The sequence below is a fragment of the Myxococcales bacterium genome, assembly GCA_016703425.1.
GTDB lineage: Bacteria > Myxococcota_A > Polyangia > Polyangiales > Polyangiaceae > JADJCA01.
In genome coordinates this window covers 218307-244008 of the sequence record JADJCA010000001.1, presented here as the reverse complement: position 1 = coordinate 244008, position 25702 = coordinate 218307, and the positions used below count along the sequence as shown (strand labels likewise).

The window sequence follows — 25702 nt, the reverse complement described above, 5'->3', positions numbered from 1 at the left end:
AAGGATGCCTCGATTCGCGGCTGCGAGCCAGTGTTCGCCTGGAGGGGCAGCGATCAGCCGCCGCCGAGCCACCGCTTCGCGTTGTCGAGCAAGGACGAGATGCCCCGATCCTCCACGCGGAAGGAGGCCTCAACCTCGCCCCCCTCGGCCTTGATTTGCGTGTCGGCGAGCCGCGGCACAACGCCCGTAATCGACAAGGCTCGCGCGATAAGCTCCGTCTGCTTGAGGCCACGCTCGGCCGCTTGAGCTTGGTCTGGCGTCGCGAACTTCAGGAGCCCTTTGACGCGCACGCCGCCATCGGGGGTACCGACGACCTTGGCGGTCTTCACGTTCTGCAACCACGCGACCGGCAGCTTCAGCTGCGACGGCATGGGCTGAGTCTCGAGGTCCGCCGCGGCGGCGAAGAGCGCGCTTGGCGTCGCGAGCGTGTCGAGCATCCAACCAGGCACCGAGCGCTTGAGGTTGCCCGCTTGCACGCGATCGATGGAGCGCCGAATCGACGTCTCGGTGCCGATGAGCGCCGTGCGCGGCGTCAGGATGACCACGCCCACGTTGGACACCGTGTAGACCTTGCGCTCGCCGTAGGTCGATTGAACGATCGCGCCGCCGGGCGCCGCGGTCCGCTCGGCCGCCGCCTTGAGCTTGGCTTCGTCGAACTTGCCTCGCGCAACGACGAGGCTGTCGAGGCCTTGCCCGCCATACGACGCGGCCCAGAGCGTCTCGATGTCTCGCGAAGGAAGGAGGCCCGCGTCAGCGCTCGCGGGCACGAGCCGGTCGACGAGCCGCGACAGCGATTCCCCGTAGGGAGCCGCGAAGGCCGCCTTCGCGTCTAGGTACGCGGTCGCCAGCGGCTCGCCGGGGAGGAGGGCGACGGGGTCGGCATCGATCTGATCCGCCGACGTAACCGCCGGGGCCTTGGCCGTGACCGAGTCCTTGGCGCCGCCACAAGCCGGCGCTAGGAGGAGCGCGGCGAGGACGAGGGCGCCCCGCGCGCAGAAGCCTGCATAGCGCACGCGTCGTTCGTTCATGCGTCGGCCGGGTACGAGCCCAGCACCTTGAAGAAGCGCGTCAGCTTCTTCACCTCTTCGAAGGCCGTCACCAGTGAACGGTCGGTCGAGTGTCCGTCGACTTCTGCGAAAAATACGTAGTTCCATCCGTCGCCGGCCTCGGGGTGTGATTGCAGGGTGAGCATGTTGATGCCCCGCTCGGAAAACTGACGAAGAACATCGAGCAGCGCGCCCGGCGTGTCCTTCACGCTGAAGGCCAGGGCCATGATGTCGCGCCCCGTGCGACCGCTCGGTCGTCCGCCAACCACGGCGAAGCGAACCTCTTCATGGCCCGGGTTGCGGCGCGCCATCTTGAGGCCCGCGGCAACACCGATGGGCTCGGTGACCAGCGCCGCGACGCCTTCCTCGGCGTTGGCCAGCGCGCAGGCGGCGACAGGGCTCTTCGCGTCCACCGAAAGGAGGCGCGTGGGCCCCGAGGCGAGGAAGCGCTCTTCACGTGCCGCGTCGGCGGCGGTGGCCGCGACGCGCACGACCGTGGACGCGTCGCCGGTCTTGTTCATCAAATGGCAGGTCGCGCTCGACTCGACGACCGATGCGATGCGCAGGTCGGACGCCATCAAAGACTCGATGGTCGCCTGAATCGGGCCATCGGTCTTGCCCTCGAGGGGCACCAAGCCGTAGTCGGCGCGCCGCCCCGCGACCTCCGCGAGGACCGCAGCGGGCGTCTCTTGGGCCGTCACGGCGACAGCGGCGCCGAATCGGCTCCGCGCCGCGACGAACGCCGGACCGCCCTCGGGGCCGAGGACCGAAATGGTGAGCGGCATCTCCAGCGTCTGGCACGCGGCCAAGAGCTCGCGAAACACGGCGCGCAGTGAGGCTTCTGGCATGTCACCACCGGCCCGAGCGACGAGCGCGTCGAGCAAGCCCTCGATGGACGAGAGCTGCGCCGGGTCGCCGCCACGAAGCTCACCGGCTCGCCGCGCGAGCCGGGCCCGCTTGTCGATCAGCGAGAGCAGGTCGCCGTCGATCTTGCCGAGGGATTGCCTTAGCTCTTCGAGCTCGCGTTTGATGTCGCTCATGGCCTCGCTACCTCTCGGCGGAGTCTATACGGAGTTGCGACGACCGGGCTGAACGGAATCGCCCTGGCCCACTGGCGTCGCGACGGAGACCGAGCCATGGTCCCGACGTGAACGTCGAGCGCGTGAACGTCGAACCGCTTTGTCGCAAGTACGCGGAGCTGCTCCGACTCCGGCGAACGCCGCTAGGCGCCGCCGAGGCCCGCCCTGCGATGCGCCGCCTCGCCGAAGAGTTCCCGGGCGCGCTCCGCGAGCTCGACGCCGCGCCGCTGGGTGAGCTCGAAGAGCGCTACGCAGCCGTCGAGGTCGCGCGCCGCGACGCCGCATCGACGCTCCCCTGGATGGAGGCGCAGCTGGCCTACCACGCGCTCGCGCGGGGGGCGCTCAAGGCGAAGCGCCTCGTCGTGGCGCGCGAGCGCGCGGCGGCCGGAGCGGCGCGCCACGCGGACGGCGACCCCGAAGTCGACGCCTGGGGCCGCGATCTCGCATCGGTCGCCGCGCCGCCGCGAGGCCGCCTCTCAGTCCTCGTCTTTCAGCGCCTCGCCGAACAGCTCGGCGTCGACGTCCCTACGGCGCGGAGCCTCGTGCTCAGTCCGTCAATGCCGCCGTCCGCTTCGGCCTCCTGACGGTCGCGGCGGCCTCGGTCAGGTGGCCGCAGTCGAGCTCAGGTCGACGAACCGCCGCCGGAACCGGAGGTGCCGCCCGAGCTCGGCGTGGACGTCGCGGGCGCATCCGCCTTGGGCGCTGCCGACTCGCTCTTCGTCTCGGACTTCGTCTCCGTCTTCGTCTCGGACTTCTTGGGCGACGACGAGTAGAGGTCGGCGTACCAGCCTCCCCCCTTCAAGATGAAGTTGCCACCGCTCACCTGCCGTTTGGCCGTCTCGCCGGAGCACTTCGGACACGTGGTCAAAGCGTCGGCGGTCATCCGCTGCTCAACCTCCCAGGCGTGTTGGCAGCTCGTGCAGAGGTATTCGTAAGTCGGCATGCTGACAGCGAGTTATGGCGCCAGGCGGCGCCTGTCAAGGAGACCGCCGCGCCATCGCCCCGGAATCCGCGATCGAAGACTCGCAGATCGCACCGACCGCGCCGAGCAGCGAGCGCGCCGGACGCCGCGGACGTCTCATTCGCGGCCGCCCCTTTGTCCTGTGGATAACCTGTGGAAGGCTGCCGCGCCCCAAGCAGCGTGCGATTTCGTGGACTTTCGGGTTGCGAGGACCTGATCTTCTGCGTAGTCTTTCGTGACCATAAGTGACGTGACACTACATCCGGTGAGGGCCTCCACCCAAACCGGAACATAGTGAACGATTCTCAGAGGTTCAATCTTCTCACGGCCGAATGCGGCCGTTCGGTAGGTACTGAACATGCGCGACCAGACTGCTGCTACCCGAAAGCGAGACCACGCATGAAGCTCCGCAAGCTCGAGATGTGCGGCTTCAAGTCCTTCGTCGACAAGACGGTGATCCGCTTCGATCACGACGTGCTCGGCATCGTGGGTCCCAACGGGTGCGGCAAGTCGAACATCGTCGACGCCATCCGCTGGTGCATGGGCGAGCAGTCCGCCAAACACCTCCGTGGCCGGAGCATGGAAGACGTGATCTTCAACGGCTCCGAGTCGCGCAGCGGCAGCGACTTCGCCGAGGTCACGCTCACGTTCGACAACGAAGATCCGGCCGACGTCCCGCTCGAATACAAGGACTACGCCGAGATCGCCGTCACGCGCCGCCTTCACCGGTCCGGCGACAGCGAATACCTCATCAACAAGACCCACGTCCGGTTGAAGGACATCACCGACCTCTTCCTCGGCACCGGCGTCGGCACGAAGGCCTACTCGATCATCGAGCAGGGCAAGATCGGCCTCATCGTCAGCGCGAAGCCCGAAGACCGCCGCATGCTCATCGAAGAGGCGGCCGGCATCACGAAGTACAAGTCGCGCAAGAAGCAGGCAGAAAAGAAGATGGAGCTCACGCAGCAGAACTTGCTGCGCGTCGGCGACATCGTCGCCGAGATCGAGCGAAACCTCGGCTCGCTGAAGCGGCAGGCCGCCAAGGCGGAGCGTTACCTCTCGTACCGGAAAGAGCTCGAGGACCTCAAACTCCACGACGCATCGCACCGCTACCTTGAGCTTGTCGGCTACATCAAGATGGAGGGCGGCGAGGTTGAGCGCATCGCCGAGGTCCACGAGCGCGCCCGCGGAACGCTCGCGGTTCGCGAGGCCGAGCTCGAAGGCGCGCGCCTCGAGGCCCACGCCGTCGAGGAAGAGCTCGAAGGCGCGCAGAACGTCAGCTTCGCTGCCGAAAACGAGGTTCGCTCGCAAGAAGCGGCCATCGCCCGCGCCACCGACCGCATCACCGCGCTTCGCGAGCGCGAGGTCCAAGGCAACGCTGAAGCCGAAGAGCTCAGCGCCGAGTGGGGCCGCCTCGAGGCTGAGCGTCACGCCTTCGGCGCCGACATGGCCGATCGCGAGACCGAAGAAGCTCAGCGCGCGGCGCAATCGGCCGAAGCGGAAGAGCGCCTGTCCGAGCTCTCGCGTGAACTTGGCGCTGCCGAGGGAGAGGTCCAGGGCATTCAGCGTGCGCAGGCTCAAGCCGGCGCCGACGCCGCGAGCGCCGAAGCCAAGCTGACGGGCTTCGAGCGACGCCTCACGGAGATGCAGGCGCGACTCGAGAAGCACACGCTCGAACGAGAAGAGCTCGAGTCGCAGCGCATCGAGCACGCGGCGCGCGCCAAGGAGCTGGCCATCGAGGTCGACGACCTGCGCACCGGCAAGGTGACGAGCGCCGACGAGCGCACGCGCCTCGAGACCCACCTCGCCGAGCTGCGGGGCGCCATTGGTCAGAGCGAGCGCCTCCTCGACGAGGCGCGCGCCGAGCTCACGAAGAAGCGCTCACGGCTTCACGCGCTCGAAGAGATCGCGGCACGGCTCGACGGCGTCGGCGCCGGCGTCAAAGCGCTGCTCCTCGCTGGCGACGAAGCCCTGGGCGGACTCGTGGCCGACCGCATCGAAGCGCCTTCCGCGCTTACGGCCGCCGTCGCTGGCTTGCTCGGGACGCGCCTGCAAGAAGTCGTCGTGACCGACGTCGAGCACGGGGTCTCGCTGCTCGAGTCGCTTGCCGCGAACAAGCGCGGCCGCGCCACGCTCGTGCCGCGCTTCCCACGCTACGTCGCTGGCGCGCAAGCCGCGCTCCCCGTCGACGACGACGTCGTAGGCCGACTCATCGACGAGCTTCGCTACGACCAGGACGACGAAGCGCTCGTCGTGTCCCTCGTCGGCGACGCCGTCGTCGTCCGCGACACGGCGGCCGCCGTGCGCCTCCGCAGCGGCGACCTCGCCCGCGTTCCCCTCGTGACGCTCTCCGGCACGGTCTTCCACCCCGACGGCCGCATCTCTGGCGGCTCCGGCGAAGAAGTCGCCGCCGGCATGCTCGAGACCAAGCGCGAGATGCGTGAGCTCGCCGAGGCCGTCGTGGGCCTCGACGTCATCGCGAGCGAGCGGCTCGCGCAGCACCAAGCGCTCCGCGGGGCCATCGCCGAGACGCAGGGCGCCCTCGAGCGCGCGCGGCATCAGGCCCACAAAGACGAGTTGGCGCTCGTCACTGTCGAAAAGGATCTCCGCGCCGCCGAGGCGCGCATCGAGCAGATCCAGAAGCGCCTCGAGCAGCTCGTCGCCGAAGCGACCGACCTCGAGCAGAAGGTGGCCGAAGCGCACACGGAGCGCCTCGAAGCGGAGCGCGTCTTGGAGGCGGCCCGAGCCATCGTCGAGGATTGCCGTGGTCGGCTCGACGCTGCCGTCGCCGTCGCCGCGTCGTGGCGCGAGCAAGTCGACGCAGGCCGCGCCGTGGTCACCGAGAAGAAGGTCCTCTTGGCCGGCGTCCGCGAGAAGCTGACGGCCACGCGCGGGGCCATGTCGCGCCTCGAGCGGAGCGTGGGTGAGCTTGCCGCGCGCAAGCAGCGCCTCGAAGACGATCTCGTGCAGAACGCACGCGCCTTCGGCGAGGTCTGCGCCACGCTGGTGCAGCACAAGGAGCTCTTGGGCACGGCCCTCGACGCGGCCCGGGTTGCGCAAGACGCGCTCGTTCGCGTCCGCTCCACCTACGACGCCATGCGCGCCCAACTGGGCGAACGTGAAGGCACCCTCAAGGACCTCCGCACGGAGGTCGAACAGGCGAAGGAAGAGCTGTCGGCCCACGAGATGGCGCTCCGCGAAAAGCAGCTCGCGATGGAGCACCTCTTGGGCGCCATCGCGGAGCAGTTCCGAGGCCTTCGTCTCGCCCGCGTCGTGGGCGACTACCACCTCCGGCCCCCGCCCGACGACGAGCTCCGCTCCCGCATCAACGAGCTGGGGCACCTCTTGGAGCGCATGGGCTCGGTCAACCTCGACGCGATGCGCGAGCATGAAGACGCCGAGAAGCGCTTCACGTTCTACACCGAGCAGAAGGCTGACCTCGAGAAGGCCCTCGCCGACCTCGAGAAGGCCATCCAGCAGATGAACAAGGAGTCGAAGCGCCTCTTCCAGGGGACGTTCGCGGCGGTCAACGAGAAGTTCCAAGAGATCTTCCCGCGCATGTTCCGCGGCGGTCGCGCGTCGCTTCGAATGACGAACCCCGACGACTTGCTCGAGACGGGCATCGACATCTTGGCGCAGCCGCCGGGCAAGAAGCTCTCGAGCATCGAGCTCATGAGCGGTGGCGAGAAGGCCCTTACGGCCGTCTCGCTCATCTTCGCCCTGTTCCAGTATCGGCCCTCGCCGTTCTGCATCCTAGACGAGGTCGACGCCCCGCTCGACGAGGCCAACGTCGCTCGTTACAACGACATGATCCGCGCCATGACGGACCGGTCGCAGTTCATCCTCATCACGCACATCAAACGCACGATGCAGCTCGTCGACGTGCTCTACGGCGTGACGATGCAAGAGTCCGGCGTTTCGCGGCTCGTCAGCGTCAAGATCAACGAGATGGCAGAGGCGAAGAAGCCGCTCGCCGAAGCCGCGGTGGCGTGACGACCGCGCCGCCTACGGCGACGTGTCCGGGCTACATGGGCCGCGCTACGCGGACCTCAATTGGAGTCGCCGCTCCGGTGCTGGGTACCCGGCCGCTGAGAAGGTCTCCACGATGGCTGTGTTGGTATCAAAGTAGACTTGCCAGTAGTTGTCAGTGTGCGTGTACGGACGCACGCCGAGCACGGGTCCGAACTCCGTGAACTCCAAGATCTCGATGCTTGGCTCGGGTGAGGCGGCAACGTTCTTGATCTTGGCGACGGCGATACGAAGCTTGTCGATGGCGTCCTTCGGATTCACGCTCGGATGGAGCTGGGCCTTGAGCTCGACGCGACGCGCCGGTGTCGCGCTGTAGTTCAATATAGTGCTGGACAGAATCTTGCCGTTCCCGACGTGCGCCACGACGTTGTCAGGCAATTGAATGGTCGTAGCAAAGAGGCCGACGGTCGTGACGGTACCGGTGCAATCGCCAGCCGACACAAAGTCGCCAACCTTGAACGGCCGAAGAACGACAAGAAACGCTCCCGCGGCGAAGTTGCTGAGCAAGCCACCCCACGCGGTGCCAATGGCGATGCCAGCGCCCGCAAGGAGCGCCGCGAAGGTCGTTGTTTGAACGCCAAAATAGCCAAGAATGGCGACCACCAGCGATAGGTTGAGCAACACCCCAACGACGGTGCCCGTGTACCGAAGCACGGTCGGGTCAACCTGTTGGCGCTCGAGCGCTCGCTGGATCAGGTGGACGACGAACGAGATGAGCCAACGCCCCGCGATGTAGAGTGCAACGGCGGCCACGACCTTGAAGGCGGCGTCCACGACGATCGTTTGCGCCGACCGGACGACCGCGTCGAGGTCGAGGCCGCCGGGCCCGAGGTTGGCGTTTAGCATGAGGTCACCTCGAGACGGCCCGCACGGGCGCCTCGTGCAGTTCGTGCGGTGGGGAGCATGGGCGGGGAGCTGGGATGGGGCGAGGCGTTGCGCATTCGCGCAGCGAAGCACGCGCTGTGCCGACGGACGCACCATCGGTACCCCCTCCATGCACCTGGTTGCATCCGCGCTCGCCGAGCGTGCCGCGGAAACTCTGAGGCCGTAAGCCCTCAGCTTCGATGCCGCGACACCTCAGGAGCCTTTCAGGAGCGTGACACCGGCACGCCCTCGGGCCATGCGATGCGGCTGCTTTCCGTGCGGAGGCCCACCTGCCCGCCGAGTGCACGGGGTACACGTTCGATGCATCGGCGCATCGCGAAGGTCCGCTTCAGGGCGGCGCTCACCGAAAGATCGGCTTTCCCTTTTGGATGGCCGTGGCGAGCTTCTCCGAGTCGAGCTCGCCGTCCTCGAAGAACGCCGGCAAGAGCACCTTCTGGGCGCTTTGCGCCTTGGGGGCGTCTTCGTCTTCGTCGGCGTTCTCGTCGCGGATGTAGCGAACCTTGGGCTTCTTCCCGAACTCGATGCAGCCTCGGCCCATGCACTCGATCCACGCTTCGGCGGTGAGGGAGCCTTGGACCACGAGGTGGCCGGCGTCGGTGAGGTTCGTGAGGAGCGTGTCTTTGACCGCCAGGGACTTGCCGACGAACAGGTGGCAGTCCCACTCGCACACGAGGCTCTTCACCGTCATCGAGCCGGTGACGTAGAGCACGTTGTAGACGTCGGAGCTGTGGAACGTGAAGGGGCCGTCGACCTCGAGATCACCGTCGATGACGCAAACGGTGAAGGTGTCGGGGTCTTCTTTGACGGTCTCGCCGTACGAGTGGGCGCCCGAGAGCTTCACGTTGCCTTTGAAGACGAGGAACTCTTCCGGCGGATCGCCGAGATCGTCGAGGTCGACGCTGTCGTTGCTTGCGGTACCGACGTCGTATTTCTCGGCGGCCTCTTCCGTCTCGATCTTTTGCCACTTCACGCCTTTGAGCATCGGAGCCTCCTTCTAAACCGAACGTTCCGGGCAAGCAGCGTACGAGAGCGCCCGCGAAAGAGAAGCGTCGCGGGCAACGTTCTCCGTGTTCCACCACCAAGAGCCGTGAGCCATGAGGCCGCGCGTCCTCGAGGTCGATGAGTTCGCCTGGGCGCTGAGCGCTAGGCGCAGGCGACGAGAGCGCGAGGGCGTGAGAGCAACCTCAGTGAAAATCACGGCTCATGGACGGCATCGTTCGGCCGTCGGGCTGGTGCGCGAGGCGCTCGATGGGCTCGAGCGTCTTTACCACGACGTAGACGACCTCCCCTTCCCGCTCGACGGTGCCGTGGGCCGCGAGCAGGTGCGCCGTCGTCGCCACGTGGCGCTGTTCGTCGAAGACGCGCGCGTAGAGGATGAGGTTCAAAAATCCGTGTTCGTCCTCCATGGTGATGAACACCATGCCGCTGGCGGTGGCAGGGCGCTGGCGACAAATGACCAACCCCGCCACGCTGATGGCCGAGCCGTGCCGCGCCTTGGTGAGCGTTTTCGAGTCGGCAAAACGGGGCGACAGCTCGGCCCGCAGGAGCTGCATCGGGTGGTCATTGACCGAGAGCCCGGTGCGCTCGTAGTCGAGGGAGAGTTGCTCGGCGCGCGACAGCGGCGGCAACACCGGCGTGGCCGAAGAGGGCGACATGCCCTCGAAGAGCTCGCCTTCGCGAGCGCGCGGCGCGCGGGCAGCCCAGAGCGCCTCTCGGCGAGCGGCGCCGCCGGACATCGCAGCGCGCGATTCGGGCCGCGTGCGCGGATCATCGCCGCGGACGCCTTTCGCACGAGACGCGCGAGACGGCGTCCTCTTCTCGAGGACGGCGTCATCGTTGCCGCCCTCGCGAGCATCGTTTGTGGGCGAGCCCGTGGCGGCTCGCCCCTTCAGGAGCGACGAGCCGAGCGCGTCGAAGGCTCCCGCCTCGGCCAGCGCCTCAAGCTCCTTGCGCGTGACTTTTGCGCCGTGCGCCACCGACGCCACCTCGATGGGGAGATGCGCCAAGCGAGCGTGGCGCACAAATGCCTCGACGCGTCGGCCGGCCTCTTCGCCGAGCCCTTTGACTTGCCGAAGGCCAACTCGAATCGCGGGAGACTTTGCCGGAGTCGCGGCCGCGGTCGCGTGCTCGGCTTCGAGGGAGCAATCCCAGCCGCTCTCGAGGACGTCGATGGGGCGGAGCGTCACGCCGTGCCGCTGGGCGTCTTTCAAGATCGTGTTGGGTGAGTAGAAGCCCATGGGCTGGCTGTTGACGAGCGCCGCGGCAAACGCCGCCGGGTGATGGGCCTTGAGCCACGAGCCCGCGTAAACGAGCAGCGCGAAGCTCGCCGCGTGGCTCTCGGGGAAGCCGTATTCGCCGAAGCCTTGAATCTGCGCGTAGAGCCGCTCGCCAAACTCGCGCGAGATGCCGCGTTTTTGGAAACCCTCGAGGAGTCGTTCGCGGTGCCGCTCGAGGCGCCCGGTCTTCTTCCAGGCGGCCATGTCGCGACGAAGCTGATCGGCTTCGCCGCCGGTGTAGCCGGCACCGACGATGGCGATCTGCATGACCTGCTCTTGAAAGAGCGGCACGCCAAGCGTTCGGTCGAGGATCGGCGCGAGGATCGGGTGAGGCGCCACCGCCGGCTCTTCGGCGTTGCGACGACGCAGGTACGGATGAACCATCCCGCCCTGGATGGGCCCGGGGCGAACGATCGCGACCTCCACGACGATGTCGTAAAAGACGCGAGGCAAGAGCCGCGGGAGCATCGCCATCTGAGCGCGACTCTCGATCTGGAAGACGCCGACGGTGTCGGCCTTGCAGAGGGCGTCGTAGACGGCGGGATCTTCGGGCGGGATCTTCGCCAGGGCGTCGATGGCGCTCTCGGCGCGAACGCGCGGGTCGTCTTGTGCGGCGAAGGCGAGCGCCTTGCGGATGGCCGTCAGCATCCCGAGGCCGAGGACGTCGACCTTGAAGAAGCCGAGCGTGTCGAGATCGTCTTTGTCCCAGGGGATGATCGTTCGTCCCGGCATCGTGGCCGGCTCCACCGGGGCGACTCGAGAGAGCGGCTCGGCCGAGAGCACGAAGCCGCCGACGTGGATCGACAAGTGGCGCGGCGTTCCTTGGAGCGCGGCGGCAAAACGAAGCACGAGCTCGATGCGACCGTCGTTCGGGTCGAAGCCCGCCGAGACAAGCCGCGCCGGCTCGATGGCCGAGACGCCGTCCCACCAAGAGACGAGCGACGAGAGGCGATCGACCTGCTCGAGCGAAAGCCCAAAGACCTTACCAACCTCGCGGAGCGCCGATTTGCCGCGGTAGGTGATGACCTCGCTCACCATGGCCGCGCGTTCGCGACCGTATTTGGCGTAGATGGCCTGAATGACCTCTTCGCGCCTTTCGTGCTCGAAGTCGACGTCGATGTCCGGCGGCTCGCTCCGTTCGATGGACAAGAAGCGCTCAAAGAGCAGGTTTGAACGCGACGGGTCGACGGCGGTGATGCCAAGCACGAAGCACACGGCGCTGTTCGCTGCGCTGCCGCGCCCTTGGCAGAGGATGTCTCGTGAGCGCGCCATCTCGACGATGGCGTGGACGCTCAAGAAGTACGGAGCGACCCCGAGCTTGCCGATGAGCACCAGCTCCCGCTCGATCTGCACGAGGATCGCCTTGGGCGGCTTCTCTCCGTAACGACGAGCCACGCCCGCGTACGCCACGCGGCGCAGGGCTTCGTCGGGGGTCTCGCCTTCGAACGCGGGCTCGTCGATCTCGCAGGGGAAGCGGTAACGAAGCTCGCGGAGCGAAAACTGACAGGCGTCGGCGATGACGCGCGTCCGCGCCACGGCCTCGGGGAGATCGGCAAAGAGCCGCACCATTTCGCCGGGCGACTTGAGGCACGCCTCGGCGTTCGGCAGAAGCGCGCGACCCGCTTCGTCGAGCGTTTGGCCCTCACGAATGCACGAGATGACATCGTAGAGCGGGCGGTCTTCGGGCGTCGCGAAGAGCGGCGCGTTGCTCACCACGATGGGTACGCCGGTTGCGCGCGAGAGCTCTTTGATGAGCTGAAACCGCGCGCGATCTTCCCCGTCGAGATGACGCGTCAGAAGCAAGCTCGCGCGCTCGCCGAAGGCCTCTTTCAGGCGAAGGACATCATGGCGAGCGCGCTCGAGAACAGCGGAGTCTCTTGCAGCCGCGAGCACAAGGGCACGCGACGGCCGCAGCGTGGCCCAAAGGCCGGAAGGCAACGCGAGCACACTCGAGAGCGGCACGCCGGCGAAGGTGTTGCGCGCGCGCGGATCAGGATCGAAGGGCTCGGTCCGTTCGGCGTCAGAACGACCGCGACCCTTCGGGTGCCTCGCATGGCTCTCGCTCAAGAGGCGGCACGCGCCCTCGTACCCAACGTGATTCTCCACGTGCAGGATCACGCTGGCAAACAGCACACGCGGCTCCGCGTCGTTCGCGAGCGGAGGCGCGAGCGGAGGCGCAAACGACGGCGCGAGCGGACTTTCAGAATCGACAACTCCAGCGTTCGCGGCTTCCCAGGCATTGGCCTCGGCATCGAGCGTCAGCTCGCAGCCGAGCACGAGGCGCGTCCCCGGCGGCGCCTCCGCGCGCTGCCGCTCGCTCTCTTCGAGGGCACGGACGGCACCGTAGAATCCATCCAAGTCGGTGAGCCCGAGCGCGTCGTAGCCAAGTTGGTTGGCTCTCGCCACGAGCGCAGCGGGCGCCGACGCGCCCGCGAGGAACGAGAAGTTGGAGCGCGCGAAGAGCTCCACGAACGGCGCTGACAACGCCTCGCGCCCCTCAGGGCCACGGACCGAGGGCCGCACCACCGGCGCCGAACGCTCAAGGATCGTCGACTGCGCCGCCGGCTCAAAGGGCATGCGCGAGCTTGGGTCGATGCGGACGCGGCCCACGGAGCGCTACTCCTTCCAGCCGCGAAGCCACGCGCGCCCCTCGGCGCGGTCGAGCTCGAGCCACGCGGCCGCTTGCCGCTCCTCATCCCAGGCGATGACGAAGTCGCGCGTCTTGCGCTCTCCTTGTAAGTTCGCAGAGGGCAGGCTCGCAGAGGGACGCCGCCACCACTCGAGGCCTTCTTGCCTTTGGACCAGCGGCGCCACGCGTGGAAAGGGACGCGGAACCGGTGTTCGGACGAAGCGCAGCGGCTCTTCTCCGCCCCAAGGGCGACCTCGCGAGGCGCTCGACGGTCGCGTCTTGGCCCGCTCGGCGAAGGGTACGAGGCTCGTTCGCTTCTCCAGAGCCCAGGTATCGAGCGGAGCCAAGACGCCCACGTTCTCGCGACCGAGGAGAGTCGTAAGCTCGGCGGCAAGCTCCGGCAGCGCGCGCTCGGCCTTCGGCTCGGCTTCGAAGAGCGCGAGCGCCTTGCCGCGAGCGGGCGCCAGATCGCGGCACCGAAGGATGATGGCGCGAACGGGCGCGATCACCTCAAACGACTCGAGGCGCGCCCGCACGATGGCAAAAAGCTCAGAGGGCGCGCCGATGGGCGCCGCAAGCTTGAGCGACAACGACGGGGACGCCGCAGGCTTGTCTCGCTCCGCTTCCGGCACGAGGGAGCGTTCGAGTAAGAACTCGAGCTCGACGTGGTTGGCCCGAAGTCCACGCGCCAAAAGACGCGCGCCCATGCGATCGGTGAGCCCTTTGGCGACGAAGAGCAACGCTTCGGTATGCTCGAGCGGGTCGTCGAGCGAGGCGCGCTCTTCGGGCACCTCGGGCGGCAGATACGCAGCGAGCGGCGTTCCGTCGATGCCACGGGAGAGCAAGAGCGCATCGCTCGCGCCAGCGCCGAGCCGAGAACCGAGCGCATCCTGAGGCAGCGCAAGAAGATCGGCGACGGCGAAGAGCCCCAACTTTCGCAGGTATCGCTCCGTGTCTTCGTCTTGTGCGAGCGCCGCCATCGGCAAGACGCCCATGGCCTCGCGCTCGGTTCCGGGAGCGACGACGATGGGAAGAGGCGTGGTCCGCTGACGAGAGCGACTCTTCGCGTTGCGCCCAGGCTCGCCCTCCAAAGCTGCAGCCTGTCTGCGAACCGGCGAATGGCGCGCGATGGCGTGGGCGATCTTGGGCCCGTTCGCGATGGCGACACGCCCCGCAAACCCGAGCGCCTCGACATGAGCCCCCAGCTTTGCAGCGAGGCGCCGTTCGCCCGTGGGATCTTCGGCGCACGCATGCAGGTGCGCGCATCCCGTCACGTCGACGAACACGGCGTCGTCGTTGACGAGGGGACGCGTTCGGCCAGCTCCTTTGATGACATAAGAGACGGTGGCGCCGAAGGCCAAGAGCGTTTCGGCGAGCGAGGCGACAGAGGCCTCGATGGCGTCGGGAGGGACGACACGCACGAGGAGATTTGCGGAGCGAGCGCGCGCGGCGGCGAGCGTCATGCCCGGGCGCACCCCCAGCGCGAACGCTTCTTGCGACACTTCATCGATGCGCGTCCCGCCTTGCAGCGAGCGCTCTGATTGCGTACCGACCACGATCGCGAGCGGAAGATGCGCCTCGCTGGACGTTGCCTGCGAGGCCATGCGCGTCCGCGCCACGCCAATGCGCAGATGAAAAAGCGCGACGCTCGCGATGCGTTTCGGCGCCGTCATCGTTCACCGACCAAGAGGCGCACCGGGGACCGCACCGGCTCTTTGCGTTCTCTTCGGTCGCTGAGCTCGGCCACGGGGATCCACGTCTTGACGACGCTGGCGCGGCCTCGACGATCTTTGGCGACACGGACGCTCATGGCGTCGGGGCGACGCTCGAGCTCGAGGCGGAGCGCGACGGGCCACGGCATCGTGCGCGCTTTGGTGGCGTCGGTGAGCAGAAGGAGCGTTGTGCCGCTCTCTTCGGCGGCGAGCGCTAGTTTTCGTACGACGATCTCGGAAGGGAGCGCACGGCGACTGCGCGACGTAGACGTGGCAGCGCGCGAGCCACGAGAGGAGGGCCCGCCCATCGACGATGTGCCGGGATAAGGCGGCGGCCAAGCCTCCACTTCACCCAGCGCATCCATGTCGACGACGATGAGATCGAAGGCTCCCGAACGGGCGACTTTGACGGCGATGCGCCCGAGTTCTGCGCGCTGTGGCCTGACGACGAAGAGGCGCGCGAGGTCGATGCCTGAGCGTGCGAGCCCAGGAGCGTGGAGCGTTGCTTCCGGATCGAGCCACGCGCACCAGGCTTCCGGGGCCCTCGCCTGCGCGGCCGCTATGGCACGAGCCGCCAGGCGCGTAGGCCCACCAAGTGCACCGCGCGACGCAACCTCGACGACACCACGAGGCAGCCCGCCATCAGGCAAGAGCGCATCGAGCGAGGGCCACCCCAACGAGAGGATCTGCGACGACGGTAGCGCCCGCGCCCGTTCAGTGGCCTCATCGACGCGAGAGACGCCCCGAGGAAGCTCAAACGAGATCGGCAACGCGGACATGCACTGAACATACTATCAGGTATCGCCCTTGGCAAATACGGCGTGGCTGCTGGGTGAGAGGCCGTTTGGTTGCGCGCTCTTGTCGCGCCCTCCCCCGCGAGACATAACCCTTCCCATGCTGTCTCCCGCGCCCGGCGCCCCATCCCCGACGCCGCTTCACCGCCTCCGCGGTCTCCTCGAAGAGATGGGCTCGGTGCTGGTTTGTTATTCCGGCGGCGTCGACAGCGCGTTCGTGTTGGCCGTCGCTCACGAGGTCCTCGGCCCGCGCGCCGTGGGGATGACCGCCATCAGTCCCAGCCTCGCGTCCTTCGAGAAGGAAGCTGCCGTGGCCCTCGCGACGCGCATCGGCGCGCGCCACGAGCTCGTGGAATCGAGCGAGATCGACGATCCCGGGTATCAGGCCAACGGCGTCGATCGGTGCTTCTACTGCAAGAGCGAGCTTTACCGCATCAGCGAGAAGAAGCGCGCCGAGTGGGGCCTCGCCTTTGTCTTGAACGGCACCAACCTCGACGACCTCGGCGATCACCGGCCGGGCCTCGACGCGGCGAGCCGCGCCGCCGTTCGCAGCCCCCTCGTCGAACTGAAGTTCACCAAGGCCGACGTTCGCAAGTACGCCGCGGAGATCGGCCTCAGCGTCTGGGACAAGCCCGCCTCCGCGTGCCTCTCGAGCCGCATCCCCTTTGGCACCACGGTGACGCGTGATCGCCTCGCGCAGATCGGCGGTCTCGAGGCGGAGCTTCATGCGCTGGGCCTTCGCCAGGTGCGCGTTCGGTGGCACGCGCTCTCCGCCACGAGCGGCACCGCCGGCGCCACCAAGGAAGGCGCCATCGCGCGCATCGAGGTGGCCAAAGACGAGCTGCTCTCCGCCTTCGAGAAACGCGACGCGATCTCAGCCGCCGGCCGCCGCTTCGGCTTCACGTACGTGACGCTCGACCTCGAGGGCTACCGCACCGGGAGCCACAACGAAGTGCTCGTCGGCAAGAGTTTGCGCATCGTCAGCTAGCGGGACCGTCTGGTTTCGGAGCGCATTCACGTTGTGAACTGCGCTCTACTCGCCTCGCAGCTTCGCCTCGAGCTCCGCCACTCGCGCCGCCAGCGCGCGGGCCTCGCGCTCAGCCCGGTCGCGTCCTTCATCGGGCGCCTCCACCATCGTGCCATCCCGCGTCAACCGGAGCGCCGAGGGAAATTCGGCGAAGGGCGCGACGGTCCACAGGACTCGGGCGCCGAGCGCGCCCGACAGCGTAAGGCACGGGGTGGACTCCCCTTCGACGATGCGCTCGACGAGGTCGCCCTCGATGAGATCCCATACGCGAAGGCGCTCGCCGACGTGCCCATCCATGTTGAAGCAAACGAGCTCCCGCACGCCGAGCTCATGGTAGCGCTCGAGCTTCTCTTCGAAGGTCCACCGCTCTGGCGTGTCCGACGGGCTCAGGATCTCGACCGCCAACTCGGGAATGCCCCGCTCCCAGGTCTTCCAAGAGTTGATCAGCTCGTCGACAACGCACAGCTTCACGAAGGCATCGGGCGCTAGCTGCCTGCGGTTGCTCCGAGCGTTCCAATAGACGAACTGATCGGAGCCGCATGAGTGCTGCGGCGCGACCAGACGCTTCAAGAGCGCGAAGAGGAGGAAACAAAGCTCCAGATGCCGGCGCGACTGTCCCAAGTGCTCCTCCCATGGCTCGGCCGACGGAAAGTCGGCGGGCCGCACGGGACGAACATGCGCGAGCTTGAGAGCAGGGCTGTCTGCCATGGGCTCTAGCTTAGTGTGCTCGTCCGGCCTTCGCTCGTGCGGCTGCATGCCGGACGACCGAGCACGCGCCGCGCCACGAGGGGACGCGCGAAACTTCACGCTATTTCCCGCGCCGAGGCTGGCCGCGGACGGTTCTGGGTGGCCATGGACGCGACGGCCGCGCGCGGCTAGTCCCCTTCGTCGCGAAGCCAGCGGGCCAGGGTGTTGCGATGGACGCCGAGGCGCTTCGCGGCTTGCGACTGGTTGCCCTCCGCGGCGGTGAGCGCTTCGGAGGCGCGCGCGCGCTGTCGCGTCGGCCCGTCGGCGATACCGAGACCGCGAGGCGACGACGGACGCGCCGAGTCCGACTCTGCCAACGCCGCCTGCGCCGCGGCGATGTCATGGGCCGCGTCGAAGGTCACGAGGCGCGCGACGTCGCGTTCGAGTTGGCGCACGTTGCCGGGTAGTCGCGCGACGCGAGCCATTGAACGACGTCTTCCGCGAGAGCCCGAGAGCGGCGCGCCGCGAAGGCCGTGGCGAGTTCGCGCACGTCTTCGCGCCGATCGCGAAGCGGGGGCACGTAGAGCTGGTAGACGGCGAGGCGATACAAGAGGTCCGCACGAAAGGCTCCCCGCTCCACCTCGCGCGACAGCTCGATGTTGGTCGCGGCCACCACGCGGGCGTGCACGTCGAGGTCGTGGGAGCTTCCCATGCGGCGCACCTCAAGACCGCCATCGCGCGACTCGAGCCGATGAGCCCATCGGACACGGGAGGCGGCGACGGCGAGCGCTCGACTAGGGCGCGAAGCAAATCGGCCAACGCGTCGGTGTCCTGACGGCCCTTCTCGACGACCAGCTCGGCGCCGCTTCTCCGGCGACGTTCCTTGCGATATTCCATCCGGCAAAAGGGGGGTTCTCGGGAGCATGCATCGGTCGTTTCGCGCACCAGCCTTGGCTGCCTTCGTCACGCTCCTTGCCGCCACTAGCGCAGCATGCGGTGGCGCACCCAGCGCACCGTCGCCGCCGCTGCGCCTGCCCCTCGAGGTCTACGATTACACGCTCCCAAACGGGCTCCGCGTGATCCTCGACGAAGACCGGAGCGCGTCCGTCGTCGCCGTCAACGTTTGGTACAAGGTCGGCAGCAAGGACGACCCGCCAAGGCGAGCGGGCTTCGCTCACCTCTTCGAGCACATCACCTTCGGCCCCACGCGCAACGCGCCGCGCGGCGTCTCGGTTCCCGTCGTAGACTTCGGGGCGACCGAGGTTCGCGGCACGACCTCGCTCGACCGAACCGAGTACCACTCCACCGTCCCGAGCAGCGCCCTCGAGATCGTTCTCTGGAGCGAGGCCGAGCGGATGGCCACCTTGAGCGAAGACCTCAGCCAACTCGACTTCGAGCGCGAGCGCGCCGTCGTAAAGAACGAATACGGGCAAAACTACGGCAACGTTGAGTCGGGACTCGTTTGGGCCCACGTGAGGCGCGCGTTCTACGGCGCCGACCACCCCTACGGGCATTTGGCCATCGGAAGTCCCGACGACCTCGATCGCGCAACGCTCAAAGAGGTCCGCGCATTTCACGAGCGCTACTACAAACCGTCGAACGCCGTCCTTACGCTGGTCGGGGACTTCGACCGGCGGAACGCCGCGGCGCTCATCGCTCAGCACTTCGGGAAGATCCCTCGAGGCTCCGACGCGAACCCAGTCCGGACGCACGCTCTCGCCCCTTGGAAGGGTGACCGCCGCGCGACCATCGAAGCCAATGTGCCGCGTTCCCGTATCATCGTGAGTTGGCCGCTGCCGCCCTTCGGAGCGCCCGAATACCCAGCCATTCGCGTCATCGCTCGGAAGCTCGCACACGACATGGAGTGGTTCCTCGTGGAGCAGCGCCATCTGGCAGAGCGAGTGCGCTGGGAACTCGACGACGACCTCTTGGGCGGAGCGTTCCACCTCAACATGACCTTCCGAGAAGGGGCCGACGTCGAGGAAACGCTCCGCGTCCTCGACCACACGATCGTTGAACTCTTGCCGAACTGGGTAGGCGCCATAAACCCTGCCTTGAGTGATGAGCTCGTCGGTACAATCCTCGACTTCGAAGGGTTCCAGAAGCGAGCGCTCATCTACGCCGAGCACGACGACTTCACGGGGAACCCTCTCTTCACCGCGCGCCGCGTCGAGCACATCGAGCGCACGACGCGTGCTCAGGTGCTCGCCGCGCGCACCCGGTTCTTTCAGTCGAAGCCACGGCTCGTCACGCTCGTCCGACCGCTCGTCTCAGCCCCACTAGCCGGCCGCCTCGTCGAGGTCCGATGATCCGCTCACGACCGACGCTCGCATTCGCGCTGGCACTCGCCTTGCTCCTGGACGCCACCGCTACACGGGCCGACGCACCCCCGCGAACTGCGCCGGCCGACTCCGCCGTGACCTTCACGCTCGCCACGCCCGAGATCACCGAGTTCAAGCTGAGCAACGGGGTCCAAGTGTTTCACGTGTTGCGACCCGACTTACCGATCGTCGCGGTGCACGTCGCCTCGTCGCGTGGCTCGACAAGCGCGGAACCAGGCGTCGCCGTGCTCGCCTCGGAGGCAGCCGTGAGTTCGGCCTACGACGCCTATTGGCTGAGGAACCGGAGGCGATTCAATCAGCGTGGCGCCCGTCTGGACAGCGACAGCCACCGCGACGTCACGTCCGTCTCCGGCGAGACACTGAGTCCGAATTTCCCGGAGCTCGCGGACGATTTGATGGAGGTCTTGAACGCCGACTACGGTGACGGTGACACCATCAGCGCCGCGCGACAGCGGCGAAAGAGCGCCATCGAGCACGACGCACGCGCGTCCGGCGTGCCCCTCGCTCGGGAGGCGCTCTACCCGAAGGCTCACCCGCACGCCCACGCCGCCGAAGGCTCCTTCGCCGACCTCGACGCTGTCAGCGCAAGTGCCATGCGCGCATTCTGGGCGAACGCGTTCAGCGCGGGCTCCGTGACCGTCGCCATTGTGGGCGCCGTCTCGCTCGATGAGGCGCGGCGCGTGAGCGAGCGGACCTTCGGGACGCTGCCGATGCGGGCACTTCCAACGCCACCGGCTTCGAGCGCACTGACGCCGCTCTCGCCGGGCCCCGCGATCCTGCTCCTCGACCGACCGGGTGCCACCCAGGCGCGCGTGGTCGTCTCCGGGCGCGCCGTCGAGGCTAAGCATCGGAGGCGTGCCGCGTTGCGCCTCGCCGTTAGACTCGTGCAGAGCGAGCTCCAGTCGCGCCTCGTCGCGGGCCACGGGTCCAGCTACGAAGTGACCTCCAGCGTTGACACCGGCACGGCGGCGCCCCCGTTTTGGCTCAGGAGCAACGTGGAGTCCGTTGAAGCGCCAGGCGCCGTGCAGGAGGCGCTGGCTACCATCCAGCAAATCCGACGCGGAGACTTCTCGCCGCATTGGGCGGCAAGGCTCGCGCTTCTCTTGGCCGTCGAGCGCTCGCGTGAATTCGAGACCAGCGGGCGCGCTGCCAAGTTGATCGCCGGGGCTATGGCGCAAGGGATCTCCTTCAAGGCCTTCGCGGAGCAGCCTGCGTTGATGGCGCGAGTGCCGAAAGCCGACGCGGTCGCCGCCGCGCGCGACTATCTGGATCCAGCGCTTCTCCGTGTCGTGGTCGTCGGCGACGCATCCCTTCTCCGTCCAAAGCTCGAAGCGCTCGGCCTGGGGAAGGTTACGGTGCGCAAGTGAGGGCGCGCTGGGCCTTGCTGGCCATAGTGGTGGCCGCTGCTGTGTCCGCTGCGGCGTGCGCGCGCCCCCCGGCGAAGTCGAGCATCGTGAAGACGCATCCCTCGTCGGCCGTGACCGTGACCGTGCGCGCGCCAAATCCAGCGAAGCGTCGCCTGTGCGCCCAGGGCCCCGACACCGACGCGTCGGTGCCCTCAGGGATCGTGCCGGACGCGCCGGCGTCGGGAGCGGCGCCCATTGGCACCGTCCCAACGGAAGCCGCCGAGCGCGTGCTCCGTGAAGGCTACGGGTGTTTCCTCCTGTGCCTCGACGAGGCACGTGCGCGGATCCCGTCCTTGACCTACGCAGACGTCACCGTCGAACTCTTGATCGCGCCCGACGGCCGCGTGGCGCATGTGGGAACGACACCAGCAGCCAGCGACGCGGGGCTTCGGAGCGCCGATCCGCTCTTGGAGGCCTGCATCGCGAGGGAGTTCCTTGAGCTCCGCTTCGACGCCCCCGACGGCGGCGCGGCAAGAGTGTCGTACCCGTTGTCGTTCTCCCGAGGCCCGTAGCGCTCCATCGAGCCGTGCGGAGCGGTCGCGGCTCGCACGTTCGAGTGCTAGGTTGTACGCATGTCCGCTGGTGAAGCGACCGCGCGCGAGGCCGCGTTCTGGGACGGCGTGCGCGACGCTGGGAGGTTTTTCATGGGCGATGCTGACGTCCACCGCGCGCTGCTGAAGCTCACAAGTGTGCTCGACGACGCGAGCATTCCCTATGCGATCGCCGGCGCAATGGCCCTGAACGAGTATGGCTATCGACGGGTGACGACGGTCGTCGACGTGCTCTTGAGTCGCGAGGGCCTCGATGCCCTGCGGCGGCTCGTTCTAGGGCGCGGCTACCTTGAGAAATTCCCAGGAAGCAAGGGACTGCGCGATACCGAGAACGGCGTGACCATCGACATCCTGATCGCGGGTGAGTACCCCGGCGACGGCAAACCCAAGGCGGTCCGATTTCCCGACCCCGCGGAGGTTGCGGTCCGTGGAGAGCGTGGTGCGTTCTTGCCGCTGCCAAAGCTCCTCGAGCTGAAGCTCGCGTCCGGGATGTCGGCGCCCCACCGGCTTAAAGATCTCGCCGACGTACTTGAGCTCGTTCGAGCCGTCGCAATCCCACGCGACATGGCGTCCGAGCTCGACGCGTCGGTGCGCGACAAGTTCATCGAGCTTTGGGAAGCCGCCCAAACTGAGGAGCGCGAGTAACCGCCCGCGCTCGATCTCGCGCCGCAGTCCTCACCGTCGCCACGCGACCACGGGCAACAGTTTCGCGCCCATGAGAGTCCGCTGCGGTCCGCCGGCACCTACGCCAGGCGCGTCCGACTCGTGGCGCGCTTTCGCCCTCGCGCTTTCCTTGGAAACGGCCGCGGCTTTCGCTTCTGCGGCTTCTTCGGAGGAAGCGTCGCGACGAAATCGAGCGCGCGTTTCAACCAGGCGCCGAGCGTCTTCGCGGTCCGGAGCCCCCCGACGTCGACGTAGACGTAGCCCTTGAGCGGCTTGCCCGTGAAGTCCATCGGCCGGGCGTGAGGCAACGAGAGTGCCTTTTCATAGAACGCGGCGCCGACACGAACCATGAGAGCGTCGCCCGCGAGACCGACGCACATGTGGCCGCAGACCATAAAGGCGACGCCGCCGAACATCTTTCGCTCATCGAAGGGCGCCCGCGCGATGAGCTCATCGCGAATTCGCCGCGCCAGTTCTTCGTCGTAGGCCATAGGGCTTCATCATGCCGAATTTTGCCGACTGCTCGTTGCGCGAATGCGCGGGCGCCCAAGAGAAGACCACGTGCGCGCAGCGAGGCGCAGCGTCACCGCACCTCTGGGCTCCCGCAACGATTCGGCACGCCGTTCGCGCCGCACGTCTTGCCCGGCGGGCACGCGCCGCAGTCGAGCAAGCCGCCGCAGCCGTCGCCCACGGGACCGCAATCGGCGTTCACCGACGCGCAGGTCCGTGGCGGGCAAACCTTGGGGACACAGACGCCGCCGGAGCACGTCTCGCTCGCGAGGCACGCCCCGCAATCGAGCAGCCGCCCGCAGCCGTCCGCGATACGGCCACACTTGACCGCCGCGACGGCGCACGTCGTTGGGGCGCACGCGTGAGGCGCGCCGCAGCGGCTCGGTCCGCCGCTGCCGCAAAGCTCACCCGGCGGGCACGTTCCGCAAGAGAGGACGCCCCCGCAGCCATCGCCGGCCTTGCCGCAAAAGACGTCCTGCTCGACGCACGACTTTGCGGCGCACGGCTTCGCGCACTGGAATGGCGTCGCGCCGCCGCAGATCTCCTGCGCCGCGCACGCGCCGCAGTCGAGCACGCCGCCGCACCCATCACCCGCTAGCCCGCACCCGTAGCCGAGCTTGGCGCACGTGTCGGGAACGCAACTCGAGACGCCGGTGCTGGCGCTCGTGGAGATGCAGGTCGTCAGATCAAAGATCGCGTAGGCGAGCGCCTTCTCCTTGGGCGTGAGCGGAAGGCTGTTGCAGGACTGCGGGAACGTCCCCGTGCCGGTGTTGGTGACGTGGTAGTCGCTGAAGGTGACGCGACCGCATTGCTCTTCGGGCTTCTTGCCCCAAGGCGTATTGAATGCATATTGCAACAGCGTCGCGTCACTCTGAAGCGAACCGGCGATCCATCGCTCGGAGCCGCTCGGCAAAGGCCCACGAAGGTTGCCCTGCCCTGCCATCGTCAGCTCCGGCGGGTAGGAGACCGAGAGCGCGTCCACGGCACCGAGCCACGACGCGAACCGCTGCCCCTTGGCCGTGCTCGTGTCGACGAGGCCGCGCGTCGGACGCGGAAGGGTCCCCGTCGTGTTCCAGATGGCCGTCGCGTCCCACGGCGCCTGGTTGTAGAGCCACACGTAGCTGTAGTGCGTCGCGAAGATGCGCCGCCCTTGTCGGCGTACGCCTGAACGCGCGCGATGTCGGCCGGAGCTGCTCAACGGGCCGCCCGACGCAGGAGAAGATGACGGCGTCGAAGCGCTCGAGCTCGCCCGCCGTGCCCGTTAGCGCGCTGGCCGAAGGGCCACCGCCGCCGGGCGGCTCTTGGCCGTTGTTGCGGTAGAGGCGCACGCGCCCGTCGCCGTCGCCGGCCGTGAACTCGGCGTCGTCGACGCCCACCTTGCGCATCACGCACTCGATGGCGTCGACGGAGCCCGTCGATATCGCGAAGAGTGGAATGTCGCCTTCGGCCTTCGTTCGCGGAAGCCGCGTAAGCTCCGCCGCGATCGGTTGGCGCGCGCACGGCTCGATGGATGGGAGCGTAACTTGCCTCCGCCAGCGACCGAGCTGAACGACGAGCGGGACGTTCGCGCCCGCGGGCACGTTCTTCAGCGTGAACGTGCCGTCCGAGGCCGTCGTCGTCAGCGCGAGGGGCGCTCCGCTCACGGGCGCACCGCATTGCTCGCACAGGGCCCCCGCCGCGAAGGCGTCCACGGAACCGTTCGGTACGTAGACGATCGCGCCCGGGATCGGCAGCGCGCCGAAGGGCGACCCCTCCCCGCTCGGCGCCCAGACGGTTCCCGTCAACATGGTCGGCGTCGCCGCGTCGCAGGCTGGAACATCGAGGCAGCGCCCCGTGCATCCGCTGTCCGCGATCGACGCGTCGCCCACGCCGCAGCGACTGTAGCCACCTCCACCGCAGACCTCCGGCGCGGTGCACGTGCCGCAAGGCGGAGTGAGGCTGCCACAACCGTCTGCGACTTGACCGCAGTTCGCCCCGAGCGCCACGCACGTGGCCGGCACGCAAACGCCGCCGTCGGGCAAGGCGCCCGCGCACACGTTTGGAATCACGAGACCGCAACGCTCGCCGATGCCGCAGACGCCGCAATCGAGGAGCCCGCCGCAGCCGTCGGCCACGGGCCCGCAGTTCTTGCCGAGCGCGGCGCAGGTCGTCCGCTTGCAGGCGCCCGCGTCGTCAACGCCGCAACGGCTTGGCCCTCCTCCGCCACAGAACTGGGGCGTGAAGCAGGCGCCGCAAGAGATGACGCCGCCGCAGCCGTCGCCTTGGCTTCCGCAGTCGACACCGAGGTCGGAGCACTGCTTGGGCTTGCACAAGGGCCCGGGGCCGCACTTGCTTGGGCCAGCGCCGCCGCATGTGTCCGGAGACTTGCACGTGCCGCAGTCGATGACGCGACCGCAGCCGTCACCTTGCGGGCCGCACTCGGCGCTGAGATCGGCGCACGTGCGCGGTGGGCACGTCGCGTTCTCAGAGCCGGCGGCGTCCGTGAAGAGGCCAACATCGCGAGCGCCAGCTTCTGCCGTCGGCGCGTCTCCTTCGCCATTCTTCTTGTTCGCAGAACCGCACGCAGCGACCGCGCCGCAAACCAGAGCCGCGAGCCATGCGACGCGAGCGAACGCGCGACGTGAGGCGCGGTGCGGCGGAGGCGACATGGCCTCAGGATACCGAAGCTGGCGACCATTCGGGGTCCTCGGCGCAGCCGCCGGGGGGCCAGCCGACGAGCGAGAGGCCTTGCAAACTGCATGATCGTTTCGCGCCGTGCCTAGGTCGATGAGCTCCGCACGCCTGCGCGCCGACGTTTTTCCCAGGCGCGCACTCAACGGCTCCTTGGCACGTCGATTGCTGGGCTCGCGCACATGATCAACGCCAACCAGATTAAGCCCAACACACCCGTCGTTTGCTCCGACAACGGCCAGTTCGCCGTGGTCGACCACATGGAGGGAACCGACACCATCAAGCTAAACAAGGACGAGAAGGGCACGCACCACTACATCCCGCTTAGCTGGGTCAAGACCGTTGACGACAAGGTGCACATCGACCGTCCGGGCGACCAAGCGATGCGCGAATGGACGACGTCGCCGAGCAGCACCGCGAAGCGTTCGTCCTAAC

General features: G+C 67.8%; 21 protein-coding genes and 1 pseudogene. 8 read left to right on the top strand and 14 right to left on the bottom strand.

Annotated elements, in window-relative coordinates; translation table 11 throughout:
- Positions 1 to 53: 53 nt before the first annotated feature.
- The gene (locus tag IPG50_01010; GenBank protein ID MBK6690782.1) at positions 54 to 1028 is read right to left on the bottom strand and encodes a hypothetical protein; all 975 of its coding nucleotides are present in this window, start codon (positions 1026 to 1028) and stop codon (positions 54 to 56) included.
- A complete protein-coding gene (locus tag IPG50_01005; GenBank protein ID MBK6690781.1) occupies positions 1025 to 2086 on the bottom strand; it encodes an ACT domain-containing protein in 1062 nt (353 codons plus the stop codon). The genes IPG50_01010 and IPG50_01005 overlap by 4 nt, the downstream gene beginning before the upstream one ends.
- A 107-nt stretch (positions 2087 to 2193) precedes the next feature.
- On the opposite strand from IPG50_01005, the gene IPG50_01000 reads away from it, so the two are divergent.
- A complete protein-coding gene (locus IPG50_01000; protein ID MBK6690780.1) occupies positions 2194 to 2709 on the top strand; it encodes a hypothetical protein in 516 nt (171 codons plus the stop codon).
- Between the two features lie 257 nt (positions 2710 to 2966).
- Here the strand turns inward: IPG50_01000 and IPG50_00995 are convergent.
- A pseudogene (locus IPG50_00995) lies at positions 2967 to 3068 on the bottom strand (zinc ribbon domain-containing protein).
- A 417-nt stretch (positions 3069 to 3485) separates the two neighbouring features.
- Between IPG50_00995 and smc the strand changes: the two are divergent.
- Positions 3486 to 7079, top strand: a complete 3594-nt coding sequence (gene smc / locus IPG50_00990; protein MBK6690779.1) for a chromosome segregation protein SMC — start codon at positions 3486 to 3488, stop codon at positions 7077 to 7079.
- 45 nt (positions 7080 to 7124) lie between these two features.
- On the opposite strand, the gene IPG50_00985 is transcribed toward smc, so the two are convergent.
- From IPG50_00985 to IPG50_00965, 5 genes are all read right to left on the bottom strand, one after another.
- On the bottom strand, positions 7125 to 7961 hold the full coding sequence (locus IPG50_00985) for a mechanosensitive ion channel family protein (GenBank protein ID MBK6690778.1): 837 nt from the start codon (positions 7959 to 7961) through the stop codon (positions 7125 to 7127).
- Between the two features lie 379 nt (positions 7962 to 8340).
- A complete protein-coding gene (locus IPG50_00980; GenBank protein ID MBK6690777.1) occupies positions 8341 to 8982 on the bottom strand; it encodes a hypothetical protein in 642 nt (213 codons plus the stop codon).
- A 202-nt stretch (positions 8983 to 9184) separates the two neighbouring features.
- Positions 9185 to 12886 carry an error-prone DNA polymerase gene (locus tag IPG50_00975; protein MBK6690776.1) on the bottom strand — a complete coding sequence of 1234 codons (3702 nt, stop codon included), beginning with the start codon at positions 12884 to 12886 and terminating at the stop codon, positions 9185 to 9187.
- A 6-nt stretch (positions 12887 to 12892) separates the two neighbouring features.
- Positions 12893 to 14578, bottom strand: coding sequence for a DNA polymerase Y family protein (locus tag IPG50_00970; GenBank protein MBK6690775.1), 1686 nt, complete (start codon positions 14576 to 14578; stop codon positions 12893 to 12895).
- Positions 14575 to 15396 carry a recombinase A gene (locus IPG50_00965; protein ID MBK6690774.1) on the bottom strand — a complete coding sequence of 274 codons (822 nt, stop codon included), beginning with the start codon at positions 15394 to 15396 and terminating at the stop codon, positions 14575 to 14577. Before IPG50_00965 ends, IPG50_00970 begins: the two co-directional genes overlap by 4 nt.
- Before the next feature lie 115 nt (positions 15397 to 15511).
- Here IPG50_00965 and larE point away from each other — a divergent pair, with 115 nt between their 5' ends.
- Positions 15512 to 16399, top strand: a complete 888-nt coding sequence (larE, locus tag IPG50_00960) for an ATP-dependent sacrificial sulfur transferase LarE (GenBank protein ID MBK6690773.1) — start codon at positions 15512 to 15514, stop codon at positions 16397 to 16399.
- 45 nt (positions 16400 to 16444) lie between these two features.
- Here larE and IPG50_00955 read toward each other — a convergent pair whose 3' ends face one another.
- From IPG50_00955 to IPG50_00945, 3 genes are all read right to left on the bottom strand, one after another.
- Positions 16445 to 17059: a Uma2 family endonuclease gene (locus IPG50_00955; protein ID MBK6690772.1), complete on the bottom strand. Its 615-nt coding sequence runs from the start codon at positions 17057 to 17059 to the stop codon at positions 16445 to 16447.
- Positions 17060 to 17313: 254 nt separating this feature from the next.
- Positions 17314 to 17580 (bottom strand): hypothetical protein, encoded by a 267-nt coding sequence (locus tag IPG50_00950; GenBank protein MBK6690771.1) that lies wholly within the window; start codon positions 17578 to 17580, stop codon positions 17314 to 17316.
- Positions 17544 to 18050 carry a sigma 54-interacting transcriptional regulator gene (locus IPG50_00945; protein ID MBK6690770.1) on the bottom strand — a complete coding sequence of 169 codons (507 nt, stop codon included), beginning with the start codon at positions 18048 to 18050 and terminating at the stop codon, positions 17544 to 17546. Before IPG50_00945 ends, IPG50_00950 begins: the two co-directional genes overlap by 37 nt.
- Between IPG50_00945 and IPG50_00940 the strand changes: the two genes are divergently transcribed.
- The 4 genes from IPG50_00940 (at position 18049) to IPG50_00925 (ending at position 22069) form a co-directional block, all read left to right on the top strand.
- The gene (locus IPG50_00940) at positions 18049 to 19434 is read left to right on the top strand and encodes an insulinase family protein (protein MBK6690769.1); all 1386 of its coding nucleotides are present in this window, start codon (positions 18049 to 18051) and stop codon (positions 19432 to 19434) included. The two genes, IPG50_00945 and IPG50_00940, sit on opposite strands and share 2 nt — an antisense overlap.
- On the top strand, positions 19431 to 20834 hold the full coding sequence (locus IPG50_00935; GenBank protein MBK6690768.1) for an insulinase family protein: 1404 nt from the start codon (positions 19431 to 19433) through the stop codon (positions 20832 to 20834). The genes IPG50_00940 and IPG50_00935 overlap by 4 nt, the downstream gene beginning before the upstream one ends.
- 86 nt (positions 20835 to 20920) lie before the next feature.
- A complete protein-coding gene (locus IPG50_00930; GenBank protein MBK6690767.1) occupies positions 20921 to 21385 on the top strand; it encodes a hypothetical protein in 465 nt (154 codons plus the stop codon).
- Between the two features lie 60 nt (positions 21386 to 21445).
- On the top strand, positions 21446 to 22069 hold the full coding sequence (locus IPG50_00925) for a hypothetical protein (protein MBK6690766.1): 624 nt from the start codon (positions 21446 to 21448) through the stop codon (positions 22067 to 22069).
- Positions 22070 to 22167: 98 nt separating this feature from the next.
- On the opposite strand, the gene IPG50_00920 is transcribed toward IPG50_00925, so the two are convergent.
- The 3 genes from IPG50_00920 to IPG50_00910 form a co-directional block, all read right to left on the bottom strand.
- Positions 22168 to 22578, bottom strand: coding sequence for a TfoX/Sxy family protein (locus tag IPG50_00920; GenBank protein MBK6690765.1), 411 nt, complete (start codon positions 22576 to 22578; stop codon positions 22168 to 22170).
- Positions 22579 to 22670: 92 nt separating this feature from the next.
- The gene (locus tag IPG50_00915; protein ID MBK6690764.1) at positions 22671 to 23453 is read right to left on the bottom strand and encodes a hypothetical protein; all 783 of its coding nucleotides are present in this window, start codon (positions 23451 to 23453) and stop codon (positions 22671 to 22673) included.
- A gap of 10 nt (positions 23454 to 23463) precedes the next feature.
- Positions 23464 to 25245: a hypothetical protein gene (locus IPG50_00910; GenBank protein ID MBK6690763.1), complete on the bottom strand. Its 1782-nt coding sequence runs from the start codon at positions 25243 to 25245 to the stop codon at positions 23464 to 23466.
- A gap of 204 nt (positions 25246 to 25449) precedes the next feature.
- Here IPG50_00910 and IPG50_00905 point away from each other — a divergent pair, with 204 nt between their 5' ends.
- Positions 25450 to 25701, top strand: a complete 252-nt coding sequence (locus tag IPG50_00905; GenBank protein ID MBK6690762.1) for a DUF2171 domain-containing protein — start codon at positions 25450 to 25452, stop codon at positions 25699 to 25701.
- Position 25702 lies beyond the last annotated feature (1 nt).

Excerpts from the sequence above, each read along its gene's own strand:
- IPG50_00925 (MBK6690766.1), top strand. The coding sequence starts at position 21,446 with ATGTCCGCTGGTGAAGCGACCGCGCGCGAGGCCGCGTTCTGGGACGGC.
- IPG50_00980 (MBK6690777.1), bottom strand. The coding sequence starts at position 8,982 with ATGCTCAAAGGCGTGAAGTGGCAAAAGATCGAGACGGAAGAGGCCGCC.
- IPG50_00905 (MBK6690762.1), top strand. The coding sequence starts at position 25,450 with ATGATCAACGCCAACCAGATTAAGCCCAACACACCCGTCGTTTGCTCC.
- IPG50_00965 (MBK6690774.1), bottom strand. The coding sequence starts at position 15,396 with ATGTCCGCGTTGCCGATCTCGTTTGAGCTTCCTCGGGGCGTCTCTCGC.
- IPG50_00935 (MBK6690768.1), top strand. The coding sequence starts at position 19,431 with ATGATCCGCTCACGACCGACGCTCGCATTCGCGCTGGCACTCGCCTTG.
- IPG50_00985 (MBK6690778.1), bottom strand. The coding sequence starts at position 7,961 with ATGCTAAACGCCAACCTCGGGCCCGGCGGCCTCGACCTCGACGCGGTC.
- IPG50_00940 (MBK6690769.1), top strand. The coding sequence starts at position 18,049 with ATGCATCGGTCGTTTCGCGCACCAGCCTTGGCTGCCTTCGTCACGCTC.
- smc (MBK6690779.1), top strand. The coding sequence starts at position 3,486 with ATGAAGCTCCGCAAGCTCGAGATGTGCGGCTTCAAGTCCTTCGTCGAC.
- IPG50_00945 (MBK6690770.1), bottom strand. The coding sequence starts at position 18,050 with ATGCTCCCGAGAACCCCCCTTTTGCCGGATGGAATATCGCAAGGAACG.
- IPG50_01005 (MBK6690781.1), bottom strand. The coding sequence starts at position 2,086 with ATGAGCGACATCAAACGCGAGCTCGAAGAGCTAAGGCAATCCCTCGGC.
- IPG50_01010 (MBK6690782.1), bottom strand. The coding sequence starts at position 1,028 with ATGAACGAACGACGCGTGCGCTATGCAGGCTTCTGCGCGCGGGGCGCC.
- IPG50_00910 (MBK6690763.1), bottom strand. The coding sequence starts at position 25,245 with ATGTCGCCTCCGCCGCACCGCGCCTCACGTCGCGCGTTCGCTCGCGTC.
- IPG50_00970 (MBK6690775.1), bottom strand. The coding sequence starts at position 14,578 with ATGACGGCGCCGAAACGCATCGCGAGCGTCGCGCTTTTTCATCTGCGC.
- larE (MBK6690773.1), top strand. The coding sequence starts at position 15,512 with ATGCTGTCTCCCGCGCCCGGCGCCCCATCCCCGACGCCGCTTCACCGC.
- IPG50_00920 (MBK6690765.1), bottom strand. The coding sequence starts at position 22,578 with ATGGCCTACGACGAAGAACTGGCGCGGCGAATTCGCGATGAGCTCATC.